Annotated in this window: 21 protein-coding genes; 12 read left to right on the top strand and 9 right to left on the bottom strand. The window is 43.2% G+C overall.

The genetic code is table 11. The features are described from left to right. Nucleotides 1-129 precede the first annotated feature (129 nt). Nucleotides 130-1149, top strand: a complete 1020-nt coding sequence (locus EAG18_RS06635; RefSeq protein WP_125251598.1) for a 6-phosphofructokinase — start codon at nucleotides 130-132, stop codon at nucleotides 1147-1149. Nucleotides 1150-1386: 237 nt separating this feature from the next. On the opposite strand, the gene nhaD is transcribed toward EAG18_RS06635, so the two are convergent. Continuing rightward, nucleotides 1387-2835 carry a sodium:proton antiporter NhaD gene (gene nhaD / locus EAG18_RS06630; protein ID WP_125251597.1) on the bottom strand — a complete coding sequence of 483 codons (1449 nt, stop codon included), beginning with the start codon at nucleotides 2833-2835 and terminating at the stop codon, nucleotides 1387-1389. A gap of 141 nt (nucleotides 2836-2976) precedes the next feature. Here nhaD and EAG18_RS06625 point away from each other — a divergent pair, with 141 nt between their 5' ends. Beyond that, the gene (locus tag EAG18_RS06625) at nucleotides 2977-3663 is read left to right on the top strand and encodes a 2OG-Fe(II) oxygenase family protein (RefSeq protein WP_125251596.1); all 687 of its coding nucleotides are present in this window, start codon (nucleotides 2977-2979) and stop codon (nucleotides 3661-3663) included. A gap of 1 nt (nucleotide 3664) precedes the next feature. Here the strand turns inward: EAG18_RS06625 and EAG18_RS06620 are convergent, their stop codons facing one another. Further along, nucleotides 3665-4600, bottom strand: coding sequence for a DUF368 domain-containing protein (locus EAG18_RS06620; protein ID WP_125251595.1), 936 nt, complete (start codon nucleotides 4598-4600; stop codon nucleotides 3665-3667). Between the two features lie 121 nt (nucleotides 4601-4721). Here EAG18_RS06620 and EAG18_RS06615 point away from each other — a divergent pair, with 121 nt between their 5' ends. Beyond that, entirely contained in the window at nucleotides 4722-5564 is an 843-nt protein-coding gene (locus EAG18_RS06615) for a DUF3530 family protein (protein WP_125251594.1), read from the top strand. Here EAG18_RS06615 and djlA read toward each other — a convergent pair. From djlA to EAG18_RS06600, 3 genes are read right to left on the bottom strand one after another with little or no spacing between them, the layout of a single operon-like run. After that, nucleotides 5561-6403: a co-chaperone DjlA gene (djlA, locus tag EAG18_RS06610; RefSeq protein WP_125251593.1), complete on the bottom strand. Its 843-nt coding sequence runs from the start codon at nucleotides 6401-6403 to the stop codon at nucleotides 5561-5563. The genes EAG18_RS06615 and djlA overlap by 4 nt on opposite strands. After that, entirely contained in the window at nucleotides 6393-7085 is a 693-nt protein-coding gene (gene murU / locus EAG18_RS06605) for an N-acetylmuramate alpha-1-phosphate uridylyltransferase MurU (protein WP_125251592.1), read from the bottom strand. The genes djlA and murU overlap by 11 nt, the downstream gene beginning before the upstream one ends. A gap of 7 nt (nucleotides 7086-7092) precedes the next feature. Beyond that, entirely contained in the window at nucleotides 7093-8091 is a 999-nt protein-coding gene (locus tag EAG18_RS06600; protein ID WP_125251591.1) for a phosphotransferase, read from the bottom strand. A 112-nt stretch (nucleotides 8092-8203) separates the two neighbouring features. Here EAG18_RS06600 and lptD point away from each other — a divergent pair, with 112 nt between their 5' ends. The 7 genes from lptD (at nucleotide 8204) to EAG18_RS06565 (ending at nucleotide 17529) form a co-directional block, all read left to right on the top strand. Next, the gene (gene lptD / locus EAG18_RS06595; RefSeq protein ID WP_125251590.1) at nucleotides 8204-10450 is read left to right on the top strand and encodes an LPS assembly protein LptD; all 2247 of its coding nucleotides are present in this window, start codon (nucleotides 8204-8206) and stop codon (nucleotides 10448-10450) included. 15 nt (nucleotides 10451-10465) lie between these two features. After that, nucleotides 10466-11758, top strand: coding sequence for a peptidylprolyl isomerase SurA (gene surA / locus EAG18_RS06590; RefSeq protein WP_125251589.1), 1293 nt, complete (start codon nucleotides 10466-10468; stop codon nucleotides 11756-11758). A gap of 5 nt (nucleotides 11759-11763) precedes the next feature. Continuing rightward, a complete protein-coding gene (pdxA, locus tag EAG18_RS06585) occupies nucleotides 11764-12756 on the top strand; it encodes a 4-hydroxythreonine-4-phosphate dehydrogenase PdxA (protein WP_125251588.1) in 993 nt (330 codons plus the stop codon). Then, nucleotides 12753-13559 carry a 16S rRNA (adenine(1518)-N(6)/adenine(1519)-N(6))-dimethyltransferase RsmA gene (gene rsmA, locus EAG18_RS06580; RefSeq protein WP_125251587.1) on the top strand — a complete coding sequence of 269 codons (807 nt, stop codon included), beginning with the start codon at nucleotides 12753-12755 and terminating at the stop codon, nucleotides 13557-13559. The genes pdxA and rsmA overlap by 4 nt, the downstream gene beginning before the upstream one ends. Continuing rightward, on the top strand, nucleotides 13543-13932 hold the full coding sequence (gene apaG, locus EAG18_RS06575; RefSeq protein ID WP_125251586.1) for a Co2+/Mg2+ efflux protein ApaG: 390 nt from the start codon (nucleotides 13543-13545) through the stop codon (nucleotides 13930-13932). The genes rsmA and apaG overlap by 17 nt, the downstream gene beginning before the upstream one ends. A 327-nt stretch (nucleotides 13933-14259) precedes the next feature. Then, nucleotides 14260-15057 carry a symmetrical bis(5'-nucleosyl)-tetraphosphatase gene (locus EAG18_RS06570; protein ID WP_125251585.1) on the top strand — a complete coding sequence of 266 codons (798 nt, stop codon included), beginning with the start codon at nucleotides 14260-14262 and terminating at the stop codon, nucleotides 15055-15057. Nucleotides 15058-15513: 456 nt separating this feature from the next. After that, nucleotides 15514-17529, top strand: coding sequence for a methyl-accepting chemotaxis protein (locus tag EAG18_RS06565; protein WP_125251584.1), 2016 nt, complete (start codon nucleotides 15514-15516; stop codon nucleotides 17527-17529). A 249-nt stretch (nucleotides 17530-17778) separates the two neighbouring features. On the opposite strand, the gene tkt is transcribed toward EAG18_RS06565, so the two are convergent. Then, nucleotides 17779-19773 (bottom strand): transketolase, encoded by a 1995-nt coding sequence (gene tkt / locus EAG18_RS06560; RefSeq protein WP_125251583.1) that lies wholly within the window; start codon nucleotides 19771-19773, stop codon nucleotides 17779-17781. A gap of 259 nt (nucleotides 19774-20032) precedes the next feature. Here tkt and metK point away from each other — a divergent pair, with 259 nt between their 5' ends. Beyond that, nucleotides 20033-21184, top strand: a complete 1152-nt coding sequence (gene metK, locus EAG18_RS06555) for a methionine adenosyltransferase (RefSeq protein WP_125251582.1) — start codon at nucleotides 20033-20035, stop codon at nucleotides 21182-21184. Between the two features lie 61 nt (nucleotides 21185-21245). Here metK and EAG18_RS06550 read toward each other — a convergent pair whose 3' ends face one another. Further along, on the bottom strand, nucleotides 21246-22094 hold the full coding sequence (locus EAG18_RS06550) for an HDOD domain-containing protein (protein ID WP_125251581.1): 849 nt from the start codon (nucleotides 22092-22094) through the stop codon (nucleotides 21246-21248). Nucleotides 22095-22238: 144 nt separating this feature from the next. Between EAG18_RS06550 and EAG18_RS06545 the strand changes: the two genes are divergently transcribed. Further along, nucleotides 22239-22892 carry a hypothetical protein gene (locus EAG18_RS06545; RefSeq protein ID WP_125251580.1) on the top strand — a complete coding sequence of 218 codons (654 nt, stop codon included), beginning with the start codon at nucleotides 22239-22241 and terminating at the stop codon, nucleotides 22890-22892. Nucleotides 22893-22896: 4 nt separating this feature from the next. On the opposite strand, the gene EAG18_RS06540 is transcribed toward EAG18_RS06545, so the two are convergent. Both EAG18_RS06540 and EAG18_RS06535 read right to left on the bottom strand, forming a co-directional pair. Beyond that, a complete protein-coding gene (locus tag EAG18_RS06540) occupies nucleotides 22897-23610 on the bottom strand; it encodes a Sir2 family NAD-dependent protein deacetylase (RefSeq protein WP_125251579.1) in 714 nt (237 codons plus the stop codon). 51 nt (nucleotides 23611-23661) lie between these two features. After that, on the bottom strand, nucleotides 23662-24165 hold the full coding sequence (locus EAG18_RS06535) for a winged helix-turn-helix domain-containing protein (protein WP_125251578.1): 504 nt from the start codon (nucleotides 24163-24165) through the stop codon (nucleotides 23662-23664). Nucleotides 24166-24346 lie beyond the last annotated feature (181 nt).

Here is a 24346-nt window from a genome sequence, read left to right as displayed (position 1 = left end):
GAACGGCATTTGGTTACACTAAATGCCGTTTTTCCTTCCTGATCTCGCTTTTTTTAATATCGATCAACTTGCTAGCAACCCACACTGATAGTATACATTCAGTAACCAAACTATCGTTCAAGTGATCTTATGACCAAAAGGATAGCAATTCTCACAAGTGGCGGTGACGCACCCGGAATGAACTCTGCAATCAGAGCAATAACCTTAACTTCCGCTAAGCTAGGACTGCAATGTATTGGTTTTTTGCATGGCTATAATGGCCTTATCAATCAAGAATATATTGAACTCACATCAGATTGTGTGATTGATATTACACAGCGTGGGGGCACTTTGCTTAAAAGTGCACGCTGCGATGCCATGTTAGAAGATACAGGTGTTCAGCAAGCAGCAAATGCGCTTCGCAAACTCCATATAGACGCCCTTATCGTGATAGGTGGTGATGGCTCTTTTCGCGGCATTCATGCGTTATCGGCACACTGGCACGGCCAACTTATTGGGCTTCCTGGCACCATAGACAATGATTTAGCGGGGTGCGATCACACCATCGGTTTTTCTAGCGCAGTGAATACAGCAACTGTCGCAATTGATAAAATTCGTGATACCGCTAATGCGTTTGAACGTGTTTTTATTACTGAAGTAATGGGTCGCCATAGCGGTCATATCGCTTATAACGTAGGTATCGCCACCGGTGCTGAAGCCATACTTTCATTTGAAAACTACACCAAAAGCGACACCGCTAAATTAGTACAACAATTGCAGCGTGCCATTACTGAGCAGCAGCACAAACATGGTAGCTTTTTGATTATACTTGCTGAGAATTTATGGCCAGGTGGAGCCCATGCGCTAAGAGACGCACTTAATGAGCAAAGTAATATTAATTGTGCGTTATGCGTATTAGGACACATTCAGCGCGGTGGCGCCCCTTCAGCAGAGGATAGAATGTTAGCTACAGAGTTAGGCGTAGCAGCTGTTGAAACTGTGTACCAAGCAATACAGCATGACACCTTTCGAGCAGCCACGTTCATGCTAGGTAAAATCAATGGCGTATTAACATCTACCCCAATTTCGACAGTGTTAACACGACAGAAACCGGTTCCTGACTCTTGGGTAAAACGCTATCGAGATTTTTTAGCCGAAGCAGAGTCGTAAGGGGAGACTAGCTCCCCTTATACCAATTTTCTTAATTAAGTGGTCTATTTGAGGCGAGAAAATCTTGTCGATAACTCCGCTACCGCGTCCTGCTATCGCTAAGGTACCTACATCCATATAGGCAAGGCCAAGATTTTGCTATTTAGTTGTTCTAAATAAGAAATTTTTAACGCGGTTAGCGTCAGATCCACTACTTCAAATTGAGTAAGTATTAAGTCAAATTAGTATTATTACTCACTAGCCAAAAACATCAAATGCTGACTTATTGAGCCACAGATGACATAAAATACTTGCGATGTATCCAATTAAAATAACAGGCGCCCACTTTAAATGCCCCATGAAGGTATAATAACCCCTAGCCTGCCCCATCAAAGCGACACCGGCAGCCGAGCCGATAGACAGCAAGCTTCCGCCGACACCAGCTGTAAGCGTGATAAGTAGCCAGTGGCCATGTGACATCTCAGGCTGCATGGACAAGACTGCAAACATAACTGGAATATTATCGATAACCGCAGAGATCACCCCAAGTAGAACATTGGCATACGTTGCTGACCATTCACCATACAGCATTTCTGACATCAAACTAAGGTAGCCCAGAAAACCTAACCCCCCCACACACATAACGATGCCATAGAAAAACAGTAAGGTATCCCACTCAGCCCGAGAAACCTTGCTAAAAACATCAAACGGAACAACACTACCGAGTTTTTCGAGACGCTCTTTGTCTCCTTCTCGCTGCGCCATCGCGCGTTTTCTTGCCAATGAACCTGGTAGCGTCATCCTTAAAAAGTAGCCAAAAAATTGCAGGTAACCTAATCCCATCATCATACCAAGCACAGGGGGTAGGTGTAATAAGCTATGAGCCAGTACGGCGGTTGCAACGGTTAATAAAAATAAGGTTAAGATCCTTAATGCACCACGCTTTAGTTCAACCCGCTCATAGACAGCACTCGGCTTTTTATCTGCCACAAAATAACTCATCACTAAAGCAGGAACGACGTAATTTACGAGTGAAGGAACAAACAGTACCAAAAATTCACTAAAGTGCACCATGCCTGCTTGCCATACCATGAGCGTGGTTATATCTCCAAAAGGGCTAAATGCGCCACCAGCATTGGCTGCAACTACAATGTTGATACAACTTAAGTTGATAAATTCTTTATCTCCTTCCGCTACTTTCATGACAACAGCACACATCAACAGTGCCGTCGTTAGGTTGTCAGCAATGGGCGAGATAAAAAATGATAAAAACCCAGTGATCCAAAATAGGTTTTTATAACTAAAACCCTTTTGGATCATCCACGCGCGTAACGCATCAAAAAGGCGCCGCTCCTCCAACGCATTAATATAAGTCATAGCAACGAGCAAAAAGAGCATTAGCTCAGCAAACTCAAGTAGATTATGTCGAAACGCATGCTCAGTCACGTCTGTCTGGCCTTGGTTTACATAATAAGCACCAATTAACAGCCAGATAACCCCCGCCGCAACCAACACAGGTTTAGACTTTCGCATATGGATTTTTTCTTCCAGCATGACCAAAGTGTAAGCCATGACAAAAATCACAATGCAGACGAAACCCAAAGTAGAGTTTGTGAGATCTAAGGAGCCTTGAGCAGCCAAGGATGGATACGGGATCAACAACATGACCCATGCGCAACAGAGTAAAAGTAATCCATTGATTTTCATTTTTTTGCCTATTGATGAATGCAGAGGGATGGCATTTCAACCAAACTCACTTTAGCATAGGTAAAAAATAATCAGCATTGGACAGAAGTCTAAGGCATGCCATGAACACACTAAATGGCTATACATCAGCGGCAGGAATTTATGCTCCAACTTTCAACGCAACAACAACAAAGATTACAGCAGGATTTGCGCGAGAAGGGATTTGCCCGAATTGAAAACATTCTCGAACAAACAGCAGCACAGCAATTACACCAATGCTTATCTGAGCTGGACTATCAACTGGCACTTTTCCACAATGGTGCAGCCAAATCAGTTAAAGACAGCGATATTTTAGCCTTGACGCCACAAGAACAACAGGCGCTACTTGAAGACATTCATCACTATGCGTCGCGTGGCGTAGGTTTTATGTATGGCCGTCACTCAGTCGATGCACATAGCCCTGAGTTGCTGCAAAGTCTGTATAAAGATTTAAATAGCGAGGTGGTGCAATCCTGCTTTTCACATATCTCAGAACAACAAATCGTGCGTACCTCAGCTCAAGCGACTCGATTTATCGCAGGTCAGTACTTAACACGCCACAATGACGTTGTAGAGGCCGAAGGACGAGTATATGCCTACGTCCTCAGCTTAAGCAAAAATTGGCACCCCGACTGGGGTGGACTACTGCAGTTTTTTGAAGCAGATGGCACACCAACTCATAGTTACGCCCCCAAGTTTAATTCTTTGGTGGTGTTTGATGTCAACAAAATTCACTCAGTAACTTACGTTGCGCCATTTGCAAAGTCTCCGCGCCTTTCTGTCACTGGGTGGTTTAGAACGATAGCCTGAGCTAATATTTTTCACTCAGTTTTTCAATTGCTAAAATCAGGGCAAGTCCGGCAATGGCAAGTAACACACAGGCCAGAGTATTTGGATCTTGCCCGTACAGCGTACTGTATTGCTGCGGCAAAATATTTGCTTGCGTCAAGGGCTTTTCAATACCGCTAGAATTAACATACGTGGTCAGCACTTGCTTCCAAGGCCATAGTAAATTCAGTGATCCGAGTAAAAATCCTGCCAATACCGAAAATGTGACTTGTTGATAATGGCTTAATAACCAACTCAACAGCCTCGAAAATGACATCAACCCAACAACACATCCCAGTAAAAAAAGGCCAACGAGTGTTATTTCAAGTTGATTTACAGCACTCAGTACATGTCCATACATGCCCAGCAATAACAAGATAAAACTACCCGAAATTCCAGGTAAAATCATTGCACAAATGGCGATGGCACCGGAAATAAAAAACATCCAGTGAGATGCTTGCGCTTCCGCTGGCGACAATGACGTAATGACAAAAGCAACCACAGCGCCAATTACACAGGCCGCAATATTTTTACCGTTCCAGCTCGAGACCTGTTTGGCTACGTAAATAAAAGAAGCGACAATAAGGCCAAAGAAAAATGACCATACCAGTATTTGGTGGTGCGCAAGCAAGTAAGTAATAACTTTAGCCAAAGATGCTGCACTGATAAGTAGCCCTGAAAACACCGCGACTAAAAAGCTACCATCGATATATTGCCATGTAGCTTTTATACCTTCACGGCGCAACAACCCTAATGCTTGCAAATTAACACTTTTTATTGCATTTAAAAAACGCGCATAGATACCAGTGATAAAGGCAATAGTGCCACCTGATACTCCGGGTACAACATCAGCAGCCCCCATCCCTGCCCCTTTTAAAAACATAAAGAGATAGTCTCGTTTGCTATCTTTGTATTGCACGCATACTCTCCATTTATTTTCTCTGTGCGGCAGTTTACCTTAAAACCATAAATAAAGGCGACTGCTAAAGCTTTTGCCAAGTAGGCCGATACTAAACCATGGAAAATCATGTACACGTATTATGCTAAGCAGAGCACTTTTTACATTATTAATTTCAATATCAGTAAGTTGCTTCGCAGCCGAACATATAGCCCCAGCACCGCTAACAGCGCTTTTTCAACAAGATGCACAGCGTTTTTATGAACCAGCGGGGTTACTGGAGCTAAACAGTGAAGAGGAAGTGTTTTACGTTTTTCATCAAGAGCACATGGCTTCGATGCGGGCAGGTATTGTCATTTTCCTGCCTGATATGCAAATGCCGCCACTTAATAACAGCGGGATCAGTTTCCTTGCTAAGCGCTTGAGTGATGATGGATATGATACGTATACTATCACGCCACCAGATTTGTCCCATGCTGCAAGTCTCTTAGATCAAGATATTGAAACACCAGAAGCTGAGCCAAAGCCGCAATCCGTTGAGCCAGTCTCAGAGATGAACCTAGACAACTATAAAGCCGCGTTAGTCAGTCGTTTTGAAGTGCTCTATAATACGTTATCAATGACACAAACAGAGAAGCTTGTCGTTGTTGCATTTGGCAATAGTGCTGGTGTGTTCGCAGAACATTTAGCAACCTTACCCAACCTTCGTATTGATGCTTACACCGTCGTTAGCCCCCAGCTGCCTAATGCTATGCGACAAAAGCACCTAGCATCAAACCTGTCTTTGATAAGCCCCGCTCTTTTGGATATTTACTACAGCTTTGATAACCCAATGGTAGTCGATAGCACCGCTGACAGAGTAAGGTGGGCAAGAAAAAATAGTAAGCTAGATTACCGCCAAAGAGAGCTATTTGGGGAAAAAACCGATCCGCTCCAGCACCAGCGCTTACGCAAGGAACTACTCGGTTTTTTACGGATACTTTAGCTTTTTTTAAGGTACTCGTAGGCAGACTGAATATCTTGGCTTTTCCGCTTAGCTACTTCCATCATATGAGTCGGCAGCCCCTGCGATACCAACTTATCCGGATGATGTTGTGACATCAGTTTGCGATACGCCTTTTTAATTTCACTCGCGCTTGCGCTTTCACCTAAGCCAAGCACAGCCAAGGCTTTTGAGCGTGTAAGCCCGCTCGGTTGCGGTGCTCCTTGGTGTCCATGATGCTGATGCTGTTGCTGTGACTTTCCAGCTTGTTGGGCACGACGAAACTCAAACTCAGCCTGGTAACGCTTTAGCAAAAACAAAAAATGCGTTTCAGCGAAACCTAAATATTTGCTGACTTGCTTTAGTAACGCTTTTTCAGCGTCTGATACATGACCATCACAAAATGCCATTTGGATTTGAATTTCTAAGAATAATTGCCTTAGATCATAGCGCCGAGCAAACGCTTCTTTAAAATCTGTTACTGCTTCTTTGATTGAAAAGTCACTGCTCTTTCCTGCGGTAAAAGCATGCTGCGCTTCTTTTCGGTCTTCTCCTTGCAACCCCATTTCGGTCATAAATGCTGATGCGGCTTGAATATGAATTTCACTGACACGGCCATTAGACTTAGCAATATGCCCCATAACAGCAAAACAGCTTGAAAAGAACAGAGCTTGTCGTTCGTGCAGCTCATCTCCTTTAATAAAGCCCTGAAAACCACCGACCTTATCAAAATCTTGACGTAAGCTTTTGTCAAACAAATGCCCGAGGTAAAAGCCTAGAATCGCGCCCAACCACCGACCAAACAAAAAACCAAACATGGTTCCTAATAATTTACCCCACATCGCTATATCCTAACTTTTTATTTATTGTGCTTAGTCGCTCAGGAGTACCAATATCGTCCCATTGACCAAGATACAGTTCTGTTGACACTCTATGCTCTGCAAGTGCACTGCGAAGTAGTGGCCCTAACTTGACAAAGCCACGCTCTAGCCCAGCAAAAAAACATTGATGGTAGATACCTATCCCAGAAAATGTATATTGCTCTTGGTTCAAAGGCTGGTGAGCGAGACAAAAGTCACCATTGGGGTTATGTGCTGGATTTTCCACTAACACAATATGTGCTTCACAATGTCCAGCGGCTGCTTTTCCAAGTTGCAGCTGTATAAGACTGCGCACATCATAATCGGTAAAAACATCGCCATTTATAACCACAAAGCGGTCGCTATCCTGGCACAGTAACGGTAGTGCTTGAATAATTCCTCCTGCGGTCTCAAGCCCTCCTTCTGGTTCATCACTGTAGGTAATATTTACCCCAAAGTGGCTACCATCACCAAAGTAGTGTTTAATCACCTCACCGTGCCATGCAAGGTTGATTACAACCTCGGTGATACCAGCTAACTTTAGTCGTTCAATGTGATGTTCGATGAGTGGCTTACCCGCTACTTTCAACATCGGTTTGGGCTGTGTCGCTGTAAGTGGCATCATCCGCTTACCACGACCTGCTGATAAAATAATTGCTTTCATATTCGCTTTATTTGGCGCTAAGTTTGACTTTTGCTTTAGGCATTATGTCATGCCTAATCCAGCTTGCAAGCCACTGAAATTCATCATACTTCTGAGCAGCTTCAAGAATATAATCGAGCGTTGGCAAAATATTATCTAGATACCCGCCTTTCCCATCTCGTTGCAATAGCCGCGTAAATATTCCCGCAGCCTTGAGGTGTCGCTGCAATCCAGTAAGATCAAAGTAATATTGATATCGACTAAAATCCATATCGGCTAACAGACCTGCGGCATGTAATTTATCAAAACTATATCGCTGCAACATTGCAAACTCATCTGTAGGCAATCGCGTGTAACAGTCTCTTAGTAAAGACACACTGTCATATGTAACAGGCCCTTGCACGGCATCTTGATAATCAATCAAATACCACTGTGACTGATGAAAAATAACATTACGACTGTGGAAGTCTCGGTGCATCGTCACTTGTGGCTGTTCGAGCATAACCTCAACCAACCTTGACTTGACGTTTTGCCATTGTATTTCTTGCTGCTCTGTCAGCGAACTTTTTAGCCACTTTGTCACCAGCCACTCATGAAATATTTCCAGCTCCATGGCAATAAAGTCAGCATCATAGGGTTTCATCCACTCACTGGTCGGCGTCTGAGCAATATTTGGTAGCAAATCTAGCAACGCTTGATAGTCATGCAATCGGGTGTGTGTATCTAGCCTGTCAGCAAGGTGAGTAGAGCCCAAGTCCTGTAGCAATACCAAACCGCACTGCTCATCCTGTGCAATAATACTTGGCAGATTTAGCCCTTGCTGTGTGAATACACTGTTTAATGCTACAAATGGGGTGTTATCCACTTTATCCACCGGACTTTCCATCAGCACCCATGACGCTTCTGTACCTTTTGCTACACGGTAATAGCGGCGAAAGCTAGCATCTGAGGTAATGGGTTCACAGCTGAATTGATGGGTTTGCAATGCTCGCTGTATAAATTCTACACGCTGATTTTGACTACTCATGGATTAACTATTACACCTTCTACTTGTAAATATTTAAATGCTACTGTATTTCCGACAGTTTTCATTTATCATGATGAGCTTATTATTAAATGCTCAGCTAATAGGTTATTAAATGCGCAAAATTTTGGGCTTAGCTGTATTGTCTGCTATTCACTCTACTGCTTTTGCTAATACGAACATTGTCGCGGCACAATGTAAAGACTATATGCAGCCAGAAAGCTGGAAGCCAATAGCCTCGCTGCCCAAAAACGCCATTGATATTGTTGCTGATGACTTGGAACTACAAGGTGCTGACAGCGCAGAGTTTTCAGGCAATGTCATTATTAATACCGAAACCATGAGCTTAGCAGCCAGACGTGCACTGATTGATAAAAAAGAAGGGCTACTAAGTGCTTCAGGCCCGCTCCTTTATCGCGACCAATTTACCAAAGTACATAGTAATGGTCTCTTCGCTGATTTAAATGCTAACACGGTCAGCTTGCTTGGTGCTGAATATGAGCTTACTGAGCAGCTAGGTCGTGGTGGTGCTGAAAAGTTACACGCGTCTGGAAATCAAATATCACTCGATAACTCTAGCTTCACTACCTGTCCAAGCGATGATCCCTTTTGGAAAATAGAAGCAAGTAGTATCGTGCTTTCTCGCGAGGATGGCTGGGGAGAAACATATAATACGGTGTTCAAAATTTTGGACACGCCGGTGATTTACCTCCCCTATTTTACCTTTCCAATCGACAGTAGGCGCAAGTCAGGGCTGCTCACACCAACCATCTCTAGCTCAAATAAGTTTGGTTTGGAGTTAATCACTCCTTATTACTTGAACTTAGCACCAAATTACGATGCTACCTTAACGCCACGATATATGGCCAATAAAGGCTTCCAGCTTAACACTGAGTTCAGATATTTGACTGAGCAACACCAAGGTAAAGTTGCTGTTGAATATTTAAGTAAAGATGACTCAGAGCCACAGCTAGATGACCGATACTTAGTGCATTGGCAGCAAAAAAGTTACTTGAGCGATAACTGGCGTGCGTTCGTTGATATTACCAATGTCAGCGATGATAACTACCTGACTGACTTAACCTCAGAATACGCCAATGAAACAGACACTCAACTGTATCGCACTGGTAGTGTTAGCTACTTGGGCGAGGACTGGTTGGTCGACATTAAACTGCAAGACTTTGAAGTCCTTGGCGACCACAGAGAGTCCTATACCACGTTACCGCAAATTAGCTTTCGTACCCGTGAAAGCTATGAATTTGCCAACGTTGATTGGGATTTTGAAGGTGAATTTGCTTATTTTCAAAATGATTCATTAGCGATCACTGAAGCGTCAAGACTACATTTAGAGCCCAGAGTCTCATTCTCTCGCAGTGATTATGCTTGGTCTTTTACCTCAGAGGCTCGCTTACTTCATACTCGCTATGATCAGAACATCAAAGAACTCAATTCGGACTATGCAGAGTCTGTCAGCCGGACGTTACCAAGTGTCCGTATGCACGGCCAGCTTAACTTTGAACGCAGTACAGAGTTTTTCTTCGAGCAAGGGGTACAGACATTAGAACCACAGCTACAGTACTTATACACTCCACATAGAGAACAAAGTCAAATCGGTTGGTATGATACTGCTAAGTTACAAGATGACTTCATTGGTCTCTTTCGCGCCCGCAGATATTCAGGTTACGACCGTATCGCAGAAGCAAACCAATTCACTATTGGTGCAACCACACGAATTTTTGATAGTAGCAATGTCGAGCGCTTTAACTTTAGTGCCGGTCAAATCATCTATCTAGAGTCCTCTGTAAAGCCATCTGCACAACGCTTCAGCGACGATACAAATTATAATTCGCTGTTTGCAGCTGAATCCATGCTACATTGGCATAAACGCTGGTATCTATCTGGTGGTATTCAATATGATGTCGATAGCAAAGATTTGGTACAGTCTCACTTTACTTTAGACTACAAAGGTGACGACAAGCAGCTTGTGCAATTGAACCATCGCTATGTAAATGATGTCTCAGACTATGAAATAGACCAAGTCGGTTTATTCACGAGTTTACCAATTGACGATAACTGGCAGTTTGTAGCAAGCTATCACCGTGATATGACAGCAAACAGAAGCGTTGAATCCTTTGTCGGCGTTCAATACCAGTCTTGTTGTTGGGCGATTCAAGTGACAGCAAACCGACAAATTGAAACAAACTTAAACCAAACACTCACTCATGATGAGGCAGTGTTTGACTCTGGCTTTAGCCTGAAATTTGTTCTTTCAGGACTTGGAAGTCAACGCAGTGGTGATGCAAGTAAGCTCCTTCAACAGGGTATTTTTGGTTACCGTAGACCGTATTTTTTGAATAAATAGAATTTAGAAAGCCGTATGAATTTAAAAAAGTTGTTATTAGTGGCCTCATTGAGTGCAGGCCTATTTACTCAAGCACATGCTGAGCGTGTAAAACTTGATACTGTTGTTGCCACCGTCAACGACGGCGTTATTTTACAAAGTGAAGTTGACCAAATAATTAACCGTGTAAAGGAACAAGCCGACCAGCAAGGGACCGAGCTTCCAAGTGACAGGACACTTCGCTTACAAGCGATTGATAAGCTCATTGAGCAATCGCTGATGCTACAACTAGGTGAGCGCATGGGTATGCAAATATCTGATGCACAACTTGACCAAACCATTGCCAATATCGCGCAAGACCAAGGTGGCACTATTGCTGATCTACGTCGCTCGGTAGAAGCGAGCGGAGAAAGTTTCCAAGCATACCGTGAAGAGATCCGCAAAGAAATCACCACAAGCCAGGTACGCCGAGCCAGTGTCGACCGCCGTATTTATATCAGCCCTCAAGAAGTGACGAATTTACAAAAAATTCTCAGCGAGCAAACTGGCAACTCCGAGGAATATGACATTGGCCACATTTTGATCAAGATACCAACAAAAGCGACGCCCGAAGAAATTGAGGATGCCCGTCAACGTGCTGATAACGTAATCAAATTCTTGAACGAAGGCAAAGAATTTAAGCGTATTGCTATTGCCTCTTCAAGCGGCTCAAAAGCGCTAGATGGCGGCCAATTAGGCTGGATGGGTATCAACGAAATGCCAACCTTGTTTGCAGAAGCAATAAAGGGAGCGAAAAAAGACGACATCGTCGGTCCGCTGCGCTCTGGTGCGGGTTTCCACATTCTGAAAGTACAAGATATTCGCGGCCGTGAAGTGGTGGAGACAGTCGAAGTACGCTCTCGTCATATCTTAATCAAGCCTTCCATCATTTTAAGTGAAGAAAAAGCACGCTCAATGCTTGCTGGCTTTGTTAAGGACCTACGAGCTGGCACCGCAGACTTTGCAGCACTAGCGAAAGAACACTCTGAAGATCCAGGCTCTGCCCTTAAAGGCGGTGAGTACGACTGGACAGATCCAACAACTTACGTACCAGCATTTAGAGATACTTTGTTATCTCTAGAAAAAGATCAAATCAGTGAGCCGTTTAGAAGTACTTTTGGCTGGCACATAGTGCAACTGCTTGATAAGCGCGTTGCAGACAAAACAGAGCAGGCTAAATTAAACCGCGCTCATCGCCTACTATTTAATCGTAAATTTAAAGAAGAAAGCTTTAAATGGATTAAAGAAATGCGTGATCAAGCACATATTGAAATAATGGAAACGGAATAACGACCATGACCCTCAGAATCGCAATTACACCGGGTGAGCCTGCTGGCATAGGTCCAGATCTTGTTATCAAATTGGCTCAGCATGCTTGGCCTGCTCAGTTAGTTGCGGTAGTTGATAAAAGTATCCTAGAAAAGCGCGCTAAAGAGCTCAACGAGCAAATCGTCCTATTGCCATTTGACAGCACTCAAGCACCACAGCCTGCCCCCGCAGGCGCTATCTACTATTTACAAGTAGATAAAGGTGCTGAGGTGGTTGCCGGTCAACTAGATGAAGCCAATGGCCACTATGTGCTCGAGACGCTTCGTATTGCCTCAGAAAAAAATATGGATGGTACTTTTGCTGCAGTTGTTACCGGCCCTGTGCATAAAGGCATTATCAACCAAGCGGGTATTTCATTTAGTGGCCACACTGAATATTTTGCGCAGCAGTCTGATACTGCCGATGTGGTTATGCTACTTGCAACGGAAGGGCTTCGCGTTGCTTTAGTAACCACTCATATTCCGTTGGCTTATGTATCAAAAGCGATAACCCCTGAGCGTTTGAGCAAAGTGATACATATACTCAACCACGACTTGCAGACAAAGTTTGGTATTGAACAACCACGAGTACTGGTATGTGGGCTCAACCCACATGCCGGCGAAGGTGGTCACCTTGGCCGAGAAGAAATAGACACGATTGAGCCAACTCTAGAAATACTCAATCAGCAAGGCATGAACTTAGTCGGCCCACTGCCTGCTGATACGCTTTTTCAAGCAAAATATTTAGATAATGCTGATGCAGTGCTTGCAATGTATCACGATCAGGGTTTACCTGTGTTAAAATATAAAGGTTTTGGAAATTCAGTAAACATCACCTTGGGATTACCTTTTGTTCGTACATCGGTTGACCACGGCACTGCTCTTGATTTAGCAGGCTCGGGCGATGTTGAAGTAGGTAGTTTTGAATTAGCGATCCGCGAGGCAATTAAGCTCGCAACCAAAAAAGCACAGAATGCATGACAGATAAAGTACATCTTGGACACAGAGCCCGTAAGCGCTTTGGTCAAAACTTCTTAAATGACAACAGTATTATCGACAAGATAGTAACAGCCATCGACCCGAAACCAGAGGATAACCTGGTTGAGATTGGTCCTGGTTTAGGTGCTATCACTGAGCCTGTGTGTGATTTAAGTGGCCATTTAACCGTTGTAGAGCTTGATAAAGATCTTGCTGAGCGCTTGATCCATCATCCGTTTTTAGGGCCTAAATTAACGGTTAATCAAGGCGATGCAATGAAGTTTGACTTTTCTTCTTTAATCAAAGAAGGAGAGAAGTTGAAGATTTTTGGTAACTTACCTTATAACGTTTCAACCCCTTTGTTATTTCACCTGTTTGAATTTGCAGATCAGGTTGAACACATGCACTTTATGCTTCAAAAAGAAGTGGTTAATCGCATGGTTGCAGGCCCTGGGAGTAAGGCTTTTGGTCGTTTAAGTGTAATGACGCAGTATTACTGCCATGCCATTCCCGTCATTGAAGTGCCACCGCATTGCTTTAAGCCTGCACCAAAAGTTGACTCAGCAGTCGTCAGATTGATCCCCAAAGAGGCTTCTCAACGTACAGCCAAAAGTACTAAGCTACTGAATACTGTATGTCTTGAAGCATTCAACCAACGTCGTAAGACGCTGAGAAATAGTTTATCTAACCTGTTAAGTGAAGCGCAGTTACAAGCGTTGGGTATAGATCCTACACTTCGTGCTGAAAATCTGTCGCTGAACCAGTTTATCGAAATTGCAAATTGGCTATATGACAACTCAAACTAAAATTGGCTCACCGATAAAAGTGTCGGTAGAAACCTTTTATGTTGAAGCGCAATCACAGCCTGAAAAGGAAAAATATGTGTTTGCCTATACCATAACTATCAAAAACCATAGCTTGTGTAATGCCAAGCTAGAGAGCCGCTATTGGCTAATTACCGACGCTAACGGCAAAGAAACGGAAGTGGAAGGTGATGGAGTCGTAGGTGAACAACCTACCATCCGCCCCGGTGAAAGCTATCAGTATACCAGTGGTGCAGTTCTCGATACCCCTTTAGGTACAATGGAAGGCTACTACGTTATGCGTAATGAGTTTGGCACCGAGTTTAAAGCACCAATTAATGTATTTAGACTCTCCTGCCCAAATATTTTGCATTAATGCTAATGTGTTTTAATACTTGCTCAATATAAGTGGGCAAGTATGACGCTGACCTTGTCAACGGTTTATCTAAAGCAACTAGGTAACCAGAGCTCGGCAATAGACCACAGGTGAAGTAGCAACATTTTTGCCTCGCCGACACGGGTATAGTTACCTTGATGATAAGGTCACATTAGGGTAATACAACCCCCTCAAAATAGGCAGCTGAGTTAAGTAAATTAGGATAAGGCCGTTGTTATTCAGTGCAAGCTGGCTAGCCTGCTTGCCTCATTGAGGCTCAGCATTAGAATAAACACATTGAGTTATAAAATAGGCTATAGGTAAAGCATGGCAAAATACGCAATTGGAGATTTACAAGGCTGCTTCACCCCACTCATCGGGCTACTTGATCAAGTCGACTTTAATCCAAGCCAAGACCATTTGTACTTTGTCGGCGACATCATCGCCCGAGGCCCTGATCCGCTTGCTTGCCTAGAGTTTCTATATCAACATGCAGACTCCATTAGCGTTACACTTGGCAATCACGACCTCCACTTTTTAGCCTGTCTAGCATTAGGAATGCCACCCAATCCAAAAGACAAATTAGACGCGGTGTTTAACAGCCCTAAATGCCAAAAGTATGCTGACTTATTGCGTGCACAGCCACTGGCTATCTGGCTAGAACAGCAGCAAACTTTGATTTCTCATGCAGGTATTCATCCAAGCTGGAACATAGAACAAGCGCTAAACTATGCACACTTTGCCGAAGCCAATTATCAATCTACAAAAGCCCCTGAGTTTTACGCCAATATGTACGGCGCTCACCCCGGACTTGAGCTTGATAAGCTCAGTGAACAAGATAAGTTCAAAGCCATTGTTAACGTCTTCACTCGAATGCGCTTTCTTAAGCAAAATGGTGAACTAGACCTAAAAAATAAATCTGGGTTAAAAGATAACGATGGTCTTATCCCTTGGTTTGAATATGGACAAATACCACCAAATACGACATTACTTTTTGGCCACTGGGCGGCATTAGAGGGTGAAACACACCAAAAAAATGTGATTGCACTCGACACAGGATGCGTTTGGGGAGGGGCAATGACCATGATTAACATCGATACCGGTGAAAAGTACCAACAAGCGTAGCCGACCAAAACACATGCAATGCAATTAAATCGAGATATTGCCCGGTAAAGGTGTCAACTCAAAGCCCAGAGAACTCGACAAACCAGATGTTACTAGCAGAACAAAGCGGCTCATACGCATAACCCATGTAATGCTTTACTCTTAATCTGCTCAAGCATGGTGAAAACACCGACTTGAGCGGCCCCTTTTCAGCTTCTCCAAGATACAAATTTGTGTTTACAGTACCAGCCTGAACACCAAAGGCCATCAAGTTACAAACATAAACGCCTCTATCTTTATTCTATTGACTAAACTATATTCGATAAAGATACCTCCCTTGTGGCAAAATAGTCGCTATTTTTTGTAATCCGACCTTTTTTGCTGAATTTTTTCGTCACATCTGCTATAAAATACTTAACTTATCCGCAATAAATCCGATAAGTATCCGTATTGCATTGTAAATTTTGTAGGACAGCTATGAATTTGACTGTTAGCCAACGTATTTGGGGTGGGTTTATTACCATCACCTTGTTGCTTCTTCTTATCGGGGGTAATTCTTTAATTAGGATTGCAAACATTGACAACTCAACTCAGCAGGTAAACAGCCTCTCCTTACCTGCACTATCAAAAAGCTCTGAACTCAAAGTTGAGTTCACATTAATGAGCAAGATGGCGCAAGGTAGTTTTTATGCGCGCTCAGAAACAGAGCTTGCGACGCTGAGACAAATGTTTTCTGAGCGTCAAAAGATTTTTGATAAAACATACTCTGAACTCCAACAGGTGGTCGCTTCTAACAACAAACTTGCTTCAAGCAGCAGCGATGTTGGCAAAAGTTACGACGCATTTGTAAAAGCCATGAATAGCCTAGTCACTGAGAAGTCGTCAGAGCTTTCTTTGCGCGATAAGCTCAAAGAACAGTTATCTGATCTTGATATGGCTGCCGAGGATGCCACTATGGTAACGGTAGACATCATCGATTTAGATGGACTAGAGGATAGCGACAAACGCGCTTTTCAAGCAGCAAATAGTCTTGAGAACAACTTTTCTTCTGTGGTTACTAGTGCAAACGATTTAGTCACTGTTGAAGACACCAACACGCTAGAAATCGTTAGAAACGAGCAAAAGTATTTAGTTGAAGAGCTAGGACGAAATATCGACTTGATCCGTGGTCCAGTTACTGCACTTGATAGCGGACTATTCGCAGATCTTGAGGGATATTATACGGCTCTAAAAGATACAGTAACTGGTAGTAACAGTATTGCAGAAAACCAAAAGCGCCTGATACTCGCCCTTGCTGAAACCCAAAAAGAACTTGCAGACGCTGAAAAAACAACACAAGCGGCGCTTTCACAGCTTGACGATTTGTTGTCAGAAGCAAGCCAAGTCGCGTTCAATTTGCAACAAGGTGTGCGCAGTGACGTCGGTAAAGCTAATTTATGGACTTGGATAGGTATGATGGTGGCGACTATTATGGCTGTCGGTGTTGCATACATCACAGTGAGTCGCATTACCAAGCCTCTTTCTGAAGTAAATCGAGTATTGAATATCGTAGCCAGTGGCGATATGACGCAGCGCTTAGATGATACCGCCAAAGACGAGTTTGGAGAGCTTTCGAAAAGCTGTAATACGTTAATCTCGAGTTTACGTGAACTGATCACCGGTATTATTTCTCGTTCAACACAACTGGCAGCGGCCTCTGAAGAAACATCGACGATTACCACTGAATCGAGTCAAGCGATTAAAAATCAGCAAGCACAAGTTGAGCAAGCAGCTACAGCAACAACCGAGATGAGTAGCACTTCTCATGGTGTGAGCAACAGCGCACACCAAGCGCTGCAAGAAATCAAAAACGCTGACAAAGAAGCTGAGCGCGTTAAAGGTATCTCACACGAAAATAAACACACCATTGAGCAACTCGCCAAAGAAGTCGACGAGGCATCACGTGTTATCAATAAACTACATCAAGATAGTGCTTCTATCGGAAGTATTTTGGATGTTATACGAGGCATCGCCGAGCAAACTAACTTACTTGCGCTTAATGCCGCAATTGAAGCAGCTCGAGCTGGAGAACAAGGCCGAGGGTTTGCGGTAGTTGCTGACGAAGTACGCTCTTTAGCAAGTAAAACTCAAGAGTCTACACAAGAAATTCAGGCAATGATCGAGTCTTTACAAGCAGGCGCGGAAGAAGCCGTAAGTGCAATGTCGAAAGGTAAACAGCAGGCTGAGTCTTGTGTGAACCAAAGCGACCTTGCCAACGAAGCATTGAACTCTATTACCGCAGCCGTTTCACAAGCGCATGATGTAAGTGAAGAAATCGCTAATGCGGCAAACGAGCAGCAGCAAGTAGCGCAAGAAATTAGTGAACGTTTAGAGTCTATTGTTACGATTGCTGAGCAAACGGCAGAAGGTGCAAGCCAGACATCAATTTCAAGCTCTGAAGTGGCGAAACTCGCAGAAGAGCTGCGCTTGTCAGTCGATCAATTTAAAGTGTAATACCAATTTGAGTTAATACTTGCTCAATTTGAAGGAGTAAATCTGACGCTAACAGCGTTAAAAATTTCTTATTTAGAACAACTAAATAGCAAAATTTTTGCCTAGTTATCGACAAGATTTTCTCGCCTCAAAATAGACCACTTAATTAAGAAAATTGGTATAATTGAGCACACGACTTACTGAATAGAATTGCTATAACAATAAAAAAACCCATGCAATGCATGGGTTTTTTTATTTCTTTTTAATCGCTTATGCAAATAATGCGTTTGCTTTCTCAACGATGTTTTCGACAGTAAAGCCAAACAGTTTAAACAGTTCACCTGCTGGTGCTGACTCACCAAAGGTAGTCATACCAACGATTGCCCCATTTAACCCTACATACTTGTACCAGAAGTCTTCAATACCTGCTTCAATTGCAACACGGCGTGTTACTGAGCTTGGTAGAACGCTTTCTTTATACTCTGCAGATTGTGCATCGAAAATATCCGTTGAAGGCATAGACACAACGCGTACTTTTTTGCCATCTGCACGTAGTTTATCAGCAGATTCAACCGCAAGTTGTACTTCTGAACCCGTTGCAATCAGGATGATTTCCGGCTCACCATCACAAGACAGTACATAACCACCCTGCTTAATAGCTGCTACTTGCTCAGCAGTACGAGGTTGCTGCTCTAGCCCTTGACGGGTAAACACTAGGGCAGATGGACCATCGGCACGCTCTATTGCTTGCTGCCAAGCTACTGCAGACTCAACTTGGTCACATGGACGCCAGCTTGCAAGATTTGGGGTGGTACGTAAGTTTGCCATTTGCTCAACAGGCTGGTGCGTTGGACCATCTTCACCAAGACCAATTGAGTCATGAGTGTAGACAAAAATACTTCTTTGCTTCATTAATGCAGCCATACGTACCGCGTTACGTGCGTATTCCATAAACATTAAGAATGTTGCACCATAAGGGATAAAGCCTTTATGTAGCGCAATACCATTCATAATGGCAGACATACCAAATTCACGTACACCATAGAAGATATAGTTACCCGCTGCGTCTTCGGCTGTTAAACCTTTTGACTGATCCCAAAGCGTTAAGTTAGAACCCGCTAAGTCAGCAGAGCCGCCCATAAACTCAGGAAGAATTGGGCCATAAGCGTTTAAGGCATTTTGTGATGCTTTACGCGTTGCAGGATTCGCCGGATTCGCTTGAAGTTCAGCGATATACGCTTCTGTTTTTTCTGACCAATCTGCTGGCAAATCACCTTTCATACGGCGTTCAAATTCAGCGGCAAGCTCTGGGTAGTGCATTTGATACTCAGTAAACTTGATTAGCCATTCGCTTTGTTGGTTCTGACCACGCGCTGTTGCATCCCATTTCGCGTAGATATCTTCAGGAATGTCGAATGCACCGTGCTCCCAACCAAGGAACTCACGAGCAGCTTTGATTTCATCGTCACCAAGCGGTGCACCGTGGCAATCGTGGCTGCCAGATTTATTTGGTGAGCCATAGCCAATAACGGTTTTACAACAAATAAGCGTTGGTTTGTCAGATTCAGCTTGAGCCGCTTCAATTGCAGCTTTAATCGCGTCGCTATCATGACCATCAACGTCAGCAATAACATGCCAGCCGTACGATTCAAAACGCTTCGGTGTGTCGTCGCTAAACCAACCTTCAACTTCACCATCAATTGAAATGCCGTTGTCATCCCAAAATGCAATGAGTTTGCCAAGTCCAAGTGTACCTGCCAACGAACATGCTTCGTGTGAGATCCCTTCCATCAAACAACCATCACCTAAGAAGGTGTAGGTATAATGGTTTACGATGTCATAATCTTCGCGGTTAAACTGCGCAGCTAAGGCTTTTTCAGCAATCGCCATACCTACCGCATTAGTGATACCCTGACCAAGTGGGCCGGTGGTCGTCTCTATTCCTGGTGCATAGCCATACTCTGGGTGACCTGGCGTTTTGGAATGTAACTGACGAAAGTTTTTAATGTCATCGATTGATAAATCATAACCCGATAAATGTAGCAATGAGTAAATAAGCATTGAACCGTGACCGTTTGATAATACAAAACGATCTCTATCTGCCCATTCAGGGTTACTTGGGTTGTGTTTTAGAAAGTCGCGCCAAAGTACTTCTGCGATGTCCGCCATGCCCATAGGGGCTCCTGGGTGGCCAGACTTGGCCTTTTGTACAGCGTCCATGGAAAGAACGCGAATTGCATTAGCAAGTTCTTTGCGAGATGGCATGAATTCTCCTACCTTTAAATGTGTTTCGCGGGGGTTGAGCCCATTCTTACTTATTTATATGGCCTACTGCAACGGCAAAGACTATAAAAAAACAGGTACAGACTGACTTTTTCTGACCATTAAAAAAGATTGAACAATTTTGGACGTCTAGGCGTAAAATAACTAGTCAATGGGTAGGTTTTTTGGTTAGAATACGCCCCTTAATTTTTCGCGCTGTTCCTGATGTTTGTGAAGCGCAATATTTGTGAGCATAAATACAATGGCTAAACATTTATTTACTTCTGAATCTGTTTCTGAGGGTCATCCGGATAAAATCGCCGATCAGATCTCTGATGCGGTTCTAGATGCCATCCTTGAGCAAGATCCAAAAGCACGTGTTGCGTGTGAAACTTACGTTAAAACCGGTATGGTTATGGTTGGTGGTGAAATCACGACTAGCGCTTGGGTTGATATCGAGGAATTAACTCGTAAAACTGTGCGTGAAATCGGTTATACTCACTCTGACATGGGTTTTGACGCGGATTCATGCGCAATCCTAAATACCATTGGTAAGCAATCACCAGACATCAACCAAGGTGTTGATCGTACTCGCCCTGAAGAGCAAGGTGCTGGTGACCAAGGTCTAATGTTTGGTTACGCGTGTAACGAGACTGACGTACTTATGCCTGCGCCAATTACGTACTCACACCGTTTAGTGCAACGCCAAGCACAAGTTCGTAAAGACGGTACATTACCTTGGCTACGTCCTGACGCTAAGTCTCAGGTAACATTTGCGTACGAAAATGGTAAAGCGGTTGGTATTGACGCTGTGGTTTTATCTACTCAACATTGTGATTCAGTATCGCAAGACGACCTAGTAGAAGCGGTGATGGAAACTATTATCAAGCCGACTTTACCAGCTGAGCTTATCACTGAAGCGACTAAGTTCTTCATCAACCCAACTGGCCGTTTCGTTATCGGTGGCCCTATGGGTGACTGTGGTCTAACTGGTCGTAAAATCATCGTAGATACTTACGGTGGCATGGCTCGTCACGGTGGTGGTGCATTCTCTGGTAAAGATCCATCAAAAGTTGACCGCTCTGCAGCGTACGCAGCACGTTATGTTGCGAAGAACATTGTTGCTGCCGGCCTTGCAGACAAGTGTGAGATCCAAGTGTCTTACGCAATCGGTGTGGCAGAGCCTACATCTATCAGCGTTGAAACATTCGGTACAGCTAAGCTTGAGGAATCTCGTCTAATCGAGCTTATCCGTGAACACTTCGACCTACGTCCTTATGGTCTGATCACAATGCTTGACCTAGAACGTCCAATTTATCAACCTACTGCTGCTTACGGCCACTTTGGTCGTGAAGAATTCCCATGGGAAGCAACAGATAAGGCTGACGCACTACGTGCAGCAGCAGGTCTATAAGCCCTGCGACTCAGAGAAAAGGCGCTATGTGCGCCTTTTTTGTTGCCCAGACAAAATATACTCACCCGATAAATACCTCATCAACATCATCTTTTAAGTTTTGATATTCGTCTTCATGAATATTTAGTTCAATCATGACTTTGTCTTTAAACAAGTGCCAATCTGCTGAACTTCTAAAGTGCTTTGCCTCAAAACATAGGTTTTCGGCGAGCTTTAAAGCAGCAAATGTTTGTGCATGCTGTGGATTTTTTTCTGATTCTTCAAGGTAACTGACATCATGATGACGCAAAATCATTTGGCATATTTCTCTGGGTAAGTGCCATGAGGTTGCTAAAAAATACCCAACCACTGTATGTGGCACTGGATATTTCTGCTGCTCATAATCAATGAGTGTTCGTTCTGGCCTTTCTATTGATAGCTTTATCACCTCAGCGTAGTCAGGATATTTTACCGCCATTGCAGGGATCCCAGCATCATGAAATAACCCCAGTAATTGTAAATTCTCTAATGGTAATGAAGACTTTAAGTAGTGACCGACGACAAGTGCAGCCTTTGATATATCAGCTGCATTGTCCCAAAATTGCTGCAGCGAAATGCAGCACTTTGATTGCTCAAATGCGTTTTTGAGCAAATACCCTGTTACCAACTGCGTAATACAAGTTACTCCCAAAAACATCACCGCTTGTCGTATATCTGTAATAGTACGAGCAAGGCCATAGGCAGGTGAATTTATCACTTTTAATACCGCAGCAGACGCACCGACATCTGCAGCAATTATGTTTGCAACAGCAAATAATTCAGGTTCAGATTTTGATAATTCATTTTGAAGTGCTTGCAGGATTTCAGGTTTAGCAGGTAGGTTAAATCCACCACGTAAATCATTTAGCACTTTGTCGTCTATATCGATCATTGGGCTACCTCAGCTTAGATATTCCAAAGTTTAGTTCATCAAGAAATATTTGCAGTATCTCTGTACAAATCACTAGGCTTTGGCGCAAACTAGACAGCTGCTAAACTATGATATGACGAAAATAATGATACAAGGTTACAATTGATGTCGAAAAACAGCCTAACGCCGTTTTTACTGGCTTTGAAAAGCGCAGATATCACCAAAATACAAGCGATGTATTGTCAGTCCACTACTGAGGGAAAAGTAGAAGTACTCAAATTTCTATTTCAAAGCGCACAAAATAATGATGCCTTGTACGGCCATTACCAAGATATCGCAACGCTTTGTCTCCAAGGTGGCGAATTTCCAACGCCGCTACTAGGTGCAATCAATTCGTTGGAAAAGTTCTCTTTTTTCTCGTCTCCTCTTATCCTATCGTCGCAAATTATGTGCAGCAACCAACAGGGAAATACCATTTTGCATATATTCTTATCAACCGTTGCGGCATCGGAAAATGGCCTTAACTATCTAAAAACACTGCTACTGTTCGAAAGTCGAGAAATCTTACAAAACGCCATTAGTCATAGAAATGACAAGCAGTTGACCCCGCTAGAGTGTTATTTAGCCTTTAATGCCAATATTGATGCACTCGCAATCCAAGAGTTAAGTGCGCTGCTAGGGTTAATTGAAGTGGAACGCAGACAAACCGACATTCAAGCTAGTAATGCCAAGGTCATTGAGTCACATTTACGACAGCAAAATCGATTAAGTGACTATAAACAGTTTCTCTTGGCGACATACTATAAATCAAACCATTAACAGATTAGCCTGAGATATACTCCGTTGCTGTCATACGGTGATAAGTAACGTTGTTGTGAAATAGATGAACGGGGTTAGGGTCAACCACTTCAATTGGAATGTTGTTTTGTCTAGCAATATCTAATGCCATTTGCGTAATGTTCACACTAAACGAAGTACCCATAAATATTATCCGTTCTGCGCTATACATTCTGCGTTGTGCATCGCTGATCTGATAAAGGTCAGTGTAATATTCGTCAAATAACAACACATAAGGCTTTAGTGAGTGACCTTTTTGCGGGCCATTCTTAGGGATCTTAAACACCGCTAACAATGACTCAGCTAACTGACTTTCATCAACGTCATCCCAAGGTGCAGAATAACGCTCAACCGACTCACCTTGAGTATGAAACAACGTTACTTGATCTACTCGACCATGCACAGCGATATACTGTTTGTTTCCTGCCTTACCATCAAGACCATCAATGTTTTGCGTGATAACATTTTTATCACTCAGCCACTGATGTACAGCGTTTGGTCCATGGTTGCGATAGCTAACAAAACGATGGTAATACCACTTTAGAAATTCTCCGGGATTGGATTTATACATCGCGCGAGTAGCCATTTCTTGAGGTGTATAGTTAGCAGAACCTATTGTCCAAAAGCCATCTTCACCTCGAAATGTTGGAATACCGCTTTGCGCGCTGACCCCTGCTCCGGTGATATATAACGTTTTCATTGGTTTACCATCTGTAAAAATCGACTCAACCTAAACACGAGTTATCACAAATTAGATTAAAGCAAAGTATGCAACCAGCGCAACGATTGCAACCGTCGCTGCAACATACAATGGTAACTTATTGCTAGGCTTCGCTGCTGTTATCGTGTCTACTTGACTATCATGTTGATTTTTTGGTGTGCCAGCAGATTCAGAAACATCCGAAGCTGGCTCACTTGTTTCCGTTGTTTTTGGTTGTGATTCTGGCTCAACGGTTCCATCAAAAGCGCTACACGGGATTTGCCACTGATACCCTTTACGCGAAAAAGTCTTGATCGCATCATCACCAAACAGCGCTCTTAAATGGCCTATGTTTTGAAAAACAACCTGATCAGTCACCTTTCTATCTGGCCATACTTTTTCTAGTATGTCTTCTTTGCTGTGAATGGTTTGTGGAGCAGATAAAAATAGCTCTAAAATCTGAGCGGGTTTTTGTTTTAGGTTTAGCTTTCGATCATCTTTATAAAGCTTTAGTTCTTTGCTATCAAACAAAAAATCCTTAAAAGCGAATTTCATTTCCCTAGTCCCAACTTGGTCTTAATAACTGTAATAATTATTGTTTTATTTGTGTGTGCTACAACATAGCATTGCATTTATAGCTAAACAGACAACTAAAATATATAGCAATGTTACATCGGTTTACAAACTATTGATAAAATCGAGGGTTAGTATAGAGTGATCATTCAGAAAATCACTA

This window comes from Pseudoalteromonas sp. J010 (assembly GCF_003934235.1).
Lineage (GTDB): Bacteria > Pseudomonadota > Gammaproteobacteria > Enterobacterales > Alteromonadaceae > Pseudoalteromonas > Pseudoalteromonas peptidolytica.
This window is presented reverse-complemented; position numbering and strand designations above follow the sequence as displayed.

What these genes read in the sequence shown, in the direction of transcription:
- EAG18_RS06635 (WP_125251598.1), top strand. Translation starts at nt 130, where the DNA reads ATGACCAAAAGGATAGCAATTCTCACAAGTGGCGGTGACGCACCCGGA.
- nhaD (WP_125251597.1), bottom strand. Translation starts at nt 2,835, where the DNA reads ATGAAAATCAATGGATTACTTTTACTCTGTTGCGCATGGGTCATGTTG.
- EAG18_RS06625 (WP_125251596.1), top strand. Translation starts at nt 2,977, where the DNA reads ATGCTCCAACTTTCAACGCAACAACAACAAAGATTACAGCAGGATTTG.
- EAG18_RS06615 (WP_125251594.1), top strand. Translation starts at nt 4,722, where the DNA reads ATGCTAAGCAGAGCACTTTTTACATTATTAATTTCAATATCAGTAAGT.
- djlA (WP_125251593.1), bottom strand. Translation starts at nt 6,403, where the DNA reads ATGTGGGGTAAATTATTAGGAACCATGTTTGGTTTTTTGTTTGGTCGG.
- murU (WP_125251592.1), bottom strand. Translation starts at nt 7,085, where the DNA reads ATGAAAGCAATTATTTTATCAGCAGGTCGTGGTAAGCGGATGATGCCA.
- EAG18_RS06600 (WP_125251591.1), bottom strand. Translation starts at nt 8,091, where the DNA reads ATGAGTAGTCAAAATCAGCGTGTAGAATTTATACAGCGAGCATTGCAA.
- lptD (WP_125251590.1), top strand. Translation starts at nt 8,204, where the DNA reads ATGCGCAAAATTTTGGGCTTAGCTGTATTGTCTGCTATTCACTCTACT.
- surA (WP_125251589.1), top strand. Translation starts at nt 10,466, where the DNA reads ATGAATTTAAAAAAGTTGTTATTAGTGGCCTCATTGAGTGCAGGCCTA.
- pdxA (WP_125251588.1), top strand. Translation starts at nt 11,764, where the DNA reads ATGACCCTCAGAATCGCAATTACACCGGGTGAGCCTGCTGGCATAGGT.
- rsmA (WP_125251587.1), top strand. Translation starts at nt 12,753, where the DNA reads ATGACAGATAAAGTACATCTTGGACACAGAGCCCGTAAGCGCTTTGGT.
- apaG (WP_125251586.1), top strand. Translation starts at nt 13,543, where the DNA reads ATGACAACTCAAACTAAAATTGGCTCACCGATAAAAGTGTCGGTAGAA.
- EAG18_RS06570 (WP_125251585.1), top strand. Translation starts at nt 14,260, where the DNA reads ATGGCAAAATACGCAATTGGAGATTTACAAGGCTGCTTCACCCCACTC.
- EAG18_RS06565 (WP_125251584.1), top strand. Translation starts at nt 15,514, where the DNA reads ATGAATTTGACTGTTAGCCAACGTATTTGGGGTGGGTTTATTACCATC.
- tkt (WP_125251583.1), bottom strand. Translation starts at nt 19,773, where the DNA reads ATGCCATCTCGCAAAGAACTTGCTAATGCAATTCGCGTTCTTTCCATG.
- metK (WP_125251582.1), top strand. Translation starts at nt 20,033, where the DNA reads ATGGCTAAACATTTATTTACTTCTGAATCTGTTTCTGAGGGTCATCCG.
- EAG18_RS06550 (WP_125251581.1), bottom strand. Translation starts at nt 22,094, where the DNA reads ATGATCGATATAGACGACAAAGTGCTAAATGATTTACGTGGTGGATTT.
- EAG18_RS06545 (WP_125251580.1), top strand. Translation starts at nt 22,239, where the DNA reads ATGTCGAAAAACAGCCTAACGCCGTTTTTACTGGCTTTGAAAAGCGCA.
- EAG18_RS06540 (WP_125251579.1), bottom strand. Translation starts at nt 23,610, where the DNA reads ATGAAAACGTTATATATCACCGGAGCAGGGGTCAGCGCGCAAAGCGGT.
- EAG18_RS06535 (WP_125251578.1), bottom strand. Translation starts at nt 24,165, where the DNA reads ATGAAATTCGCTTTTAAGGATTTTTTGTTTGATAGCAAAGAACTAAAG.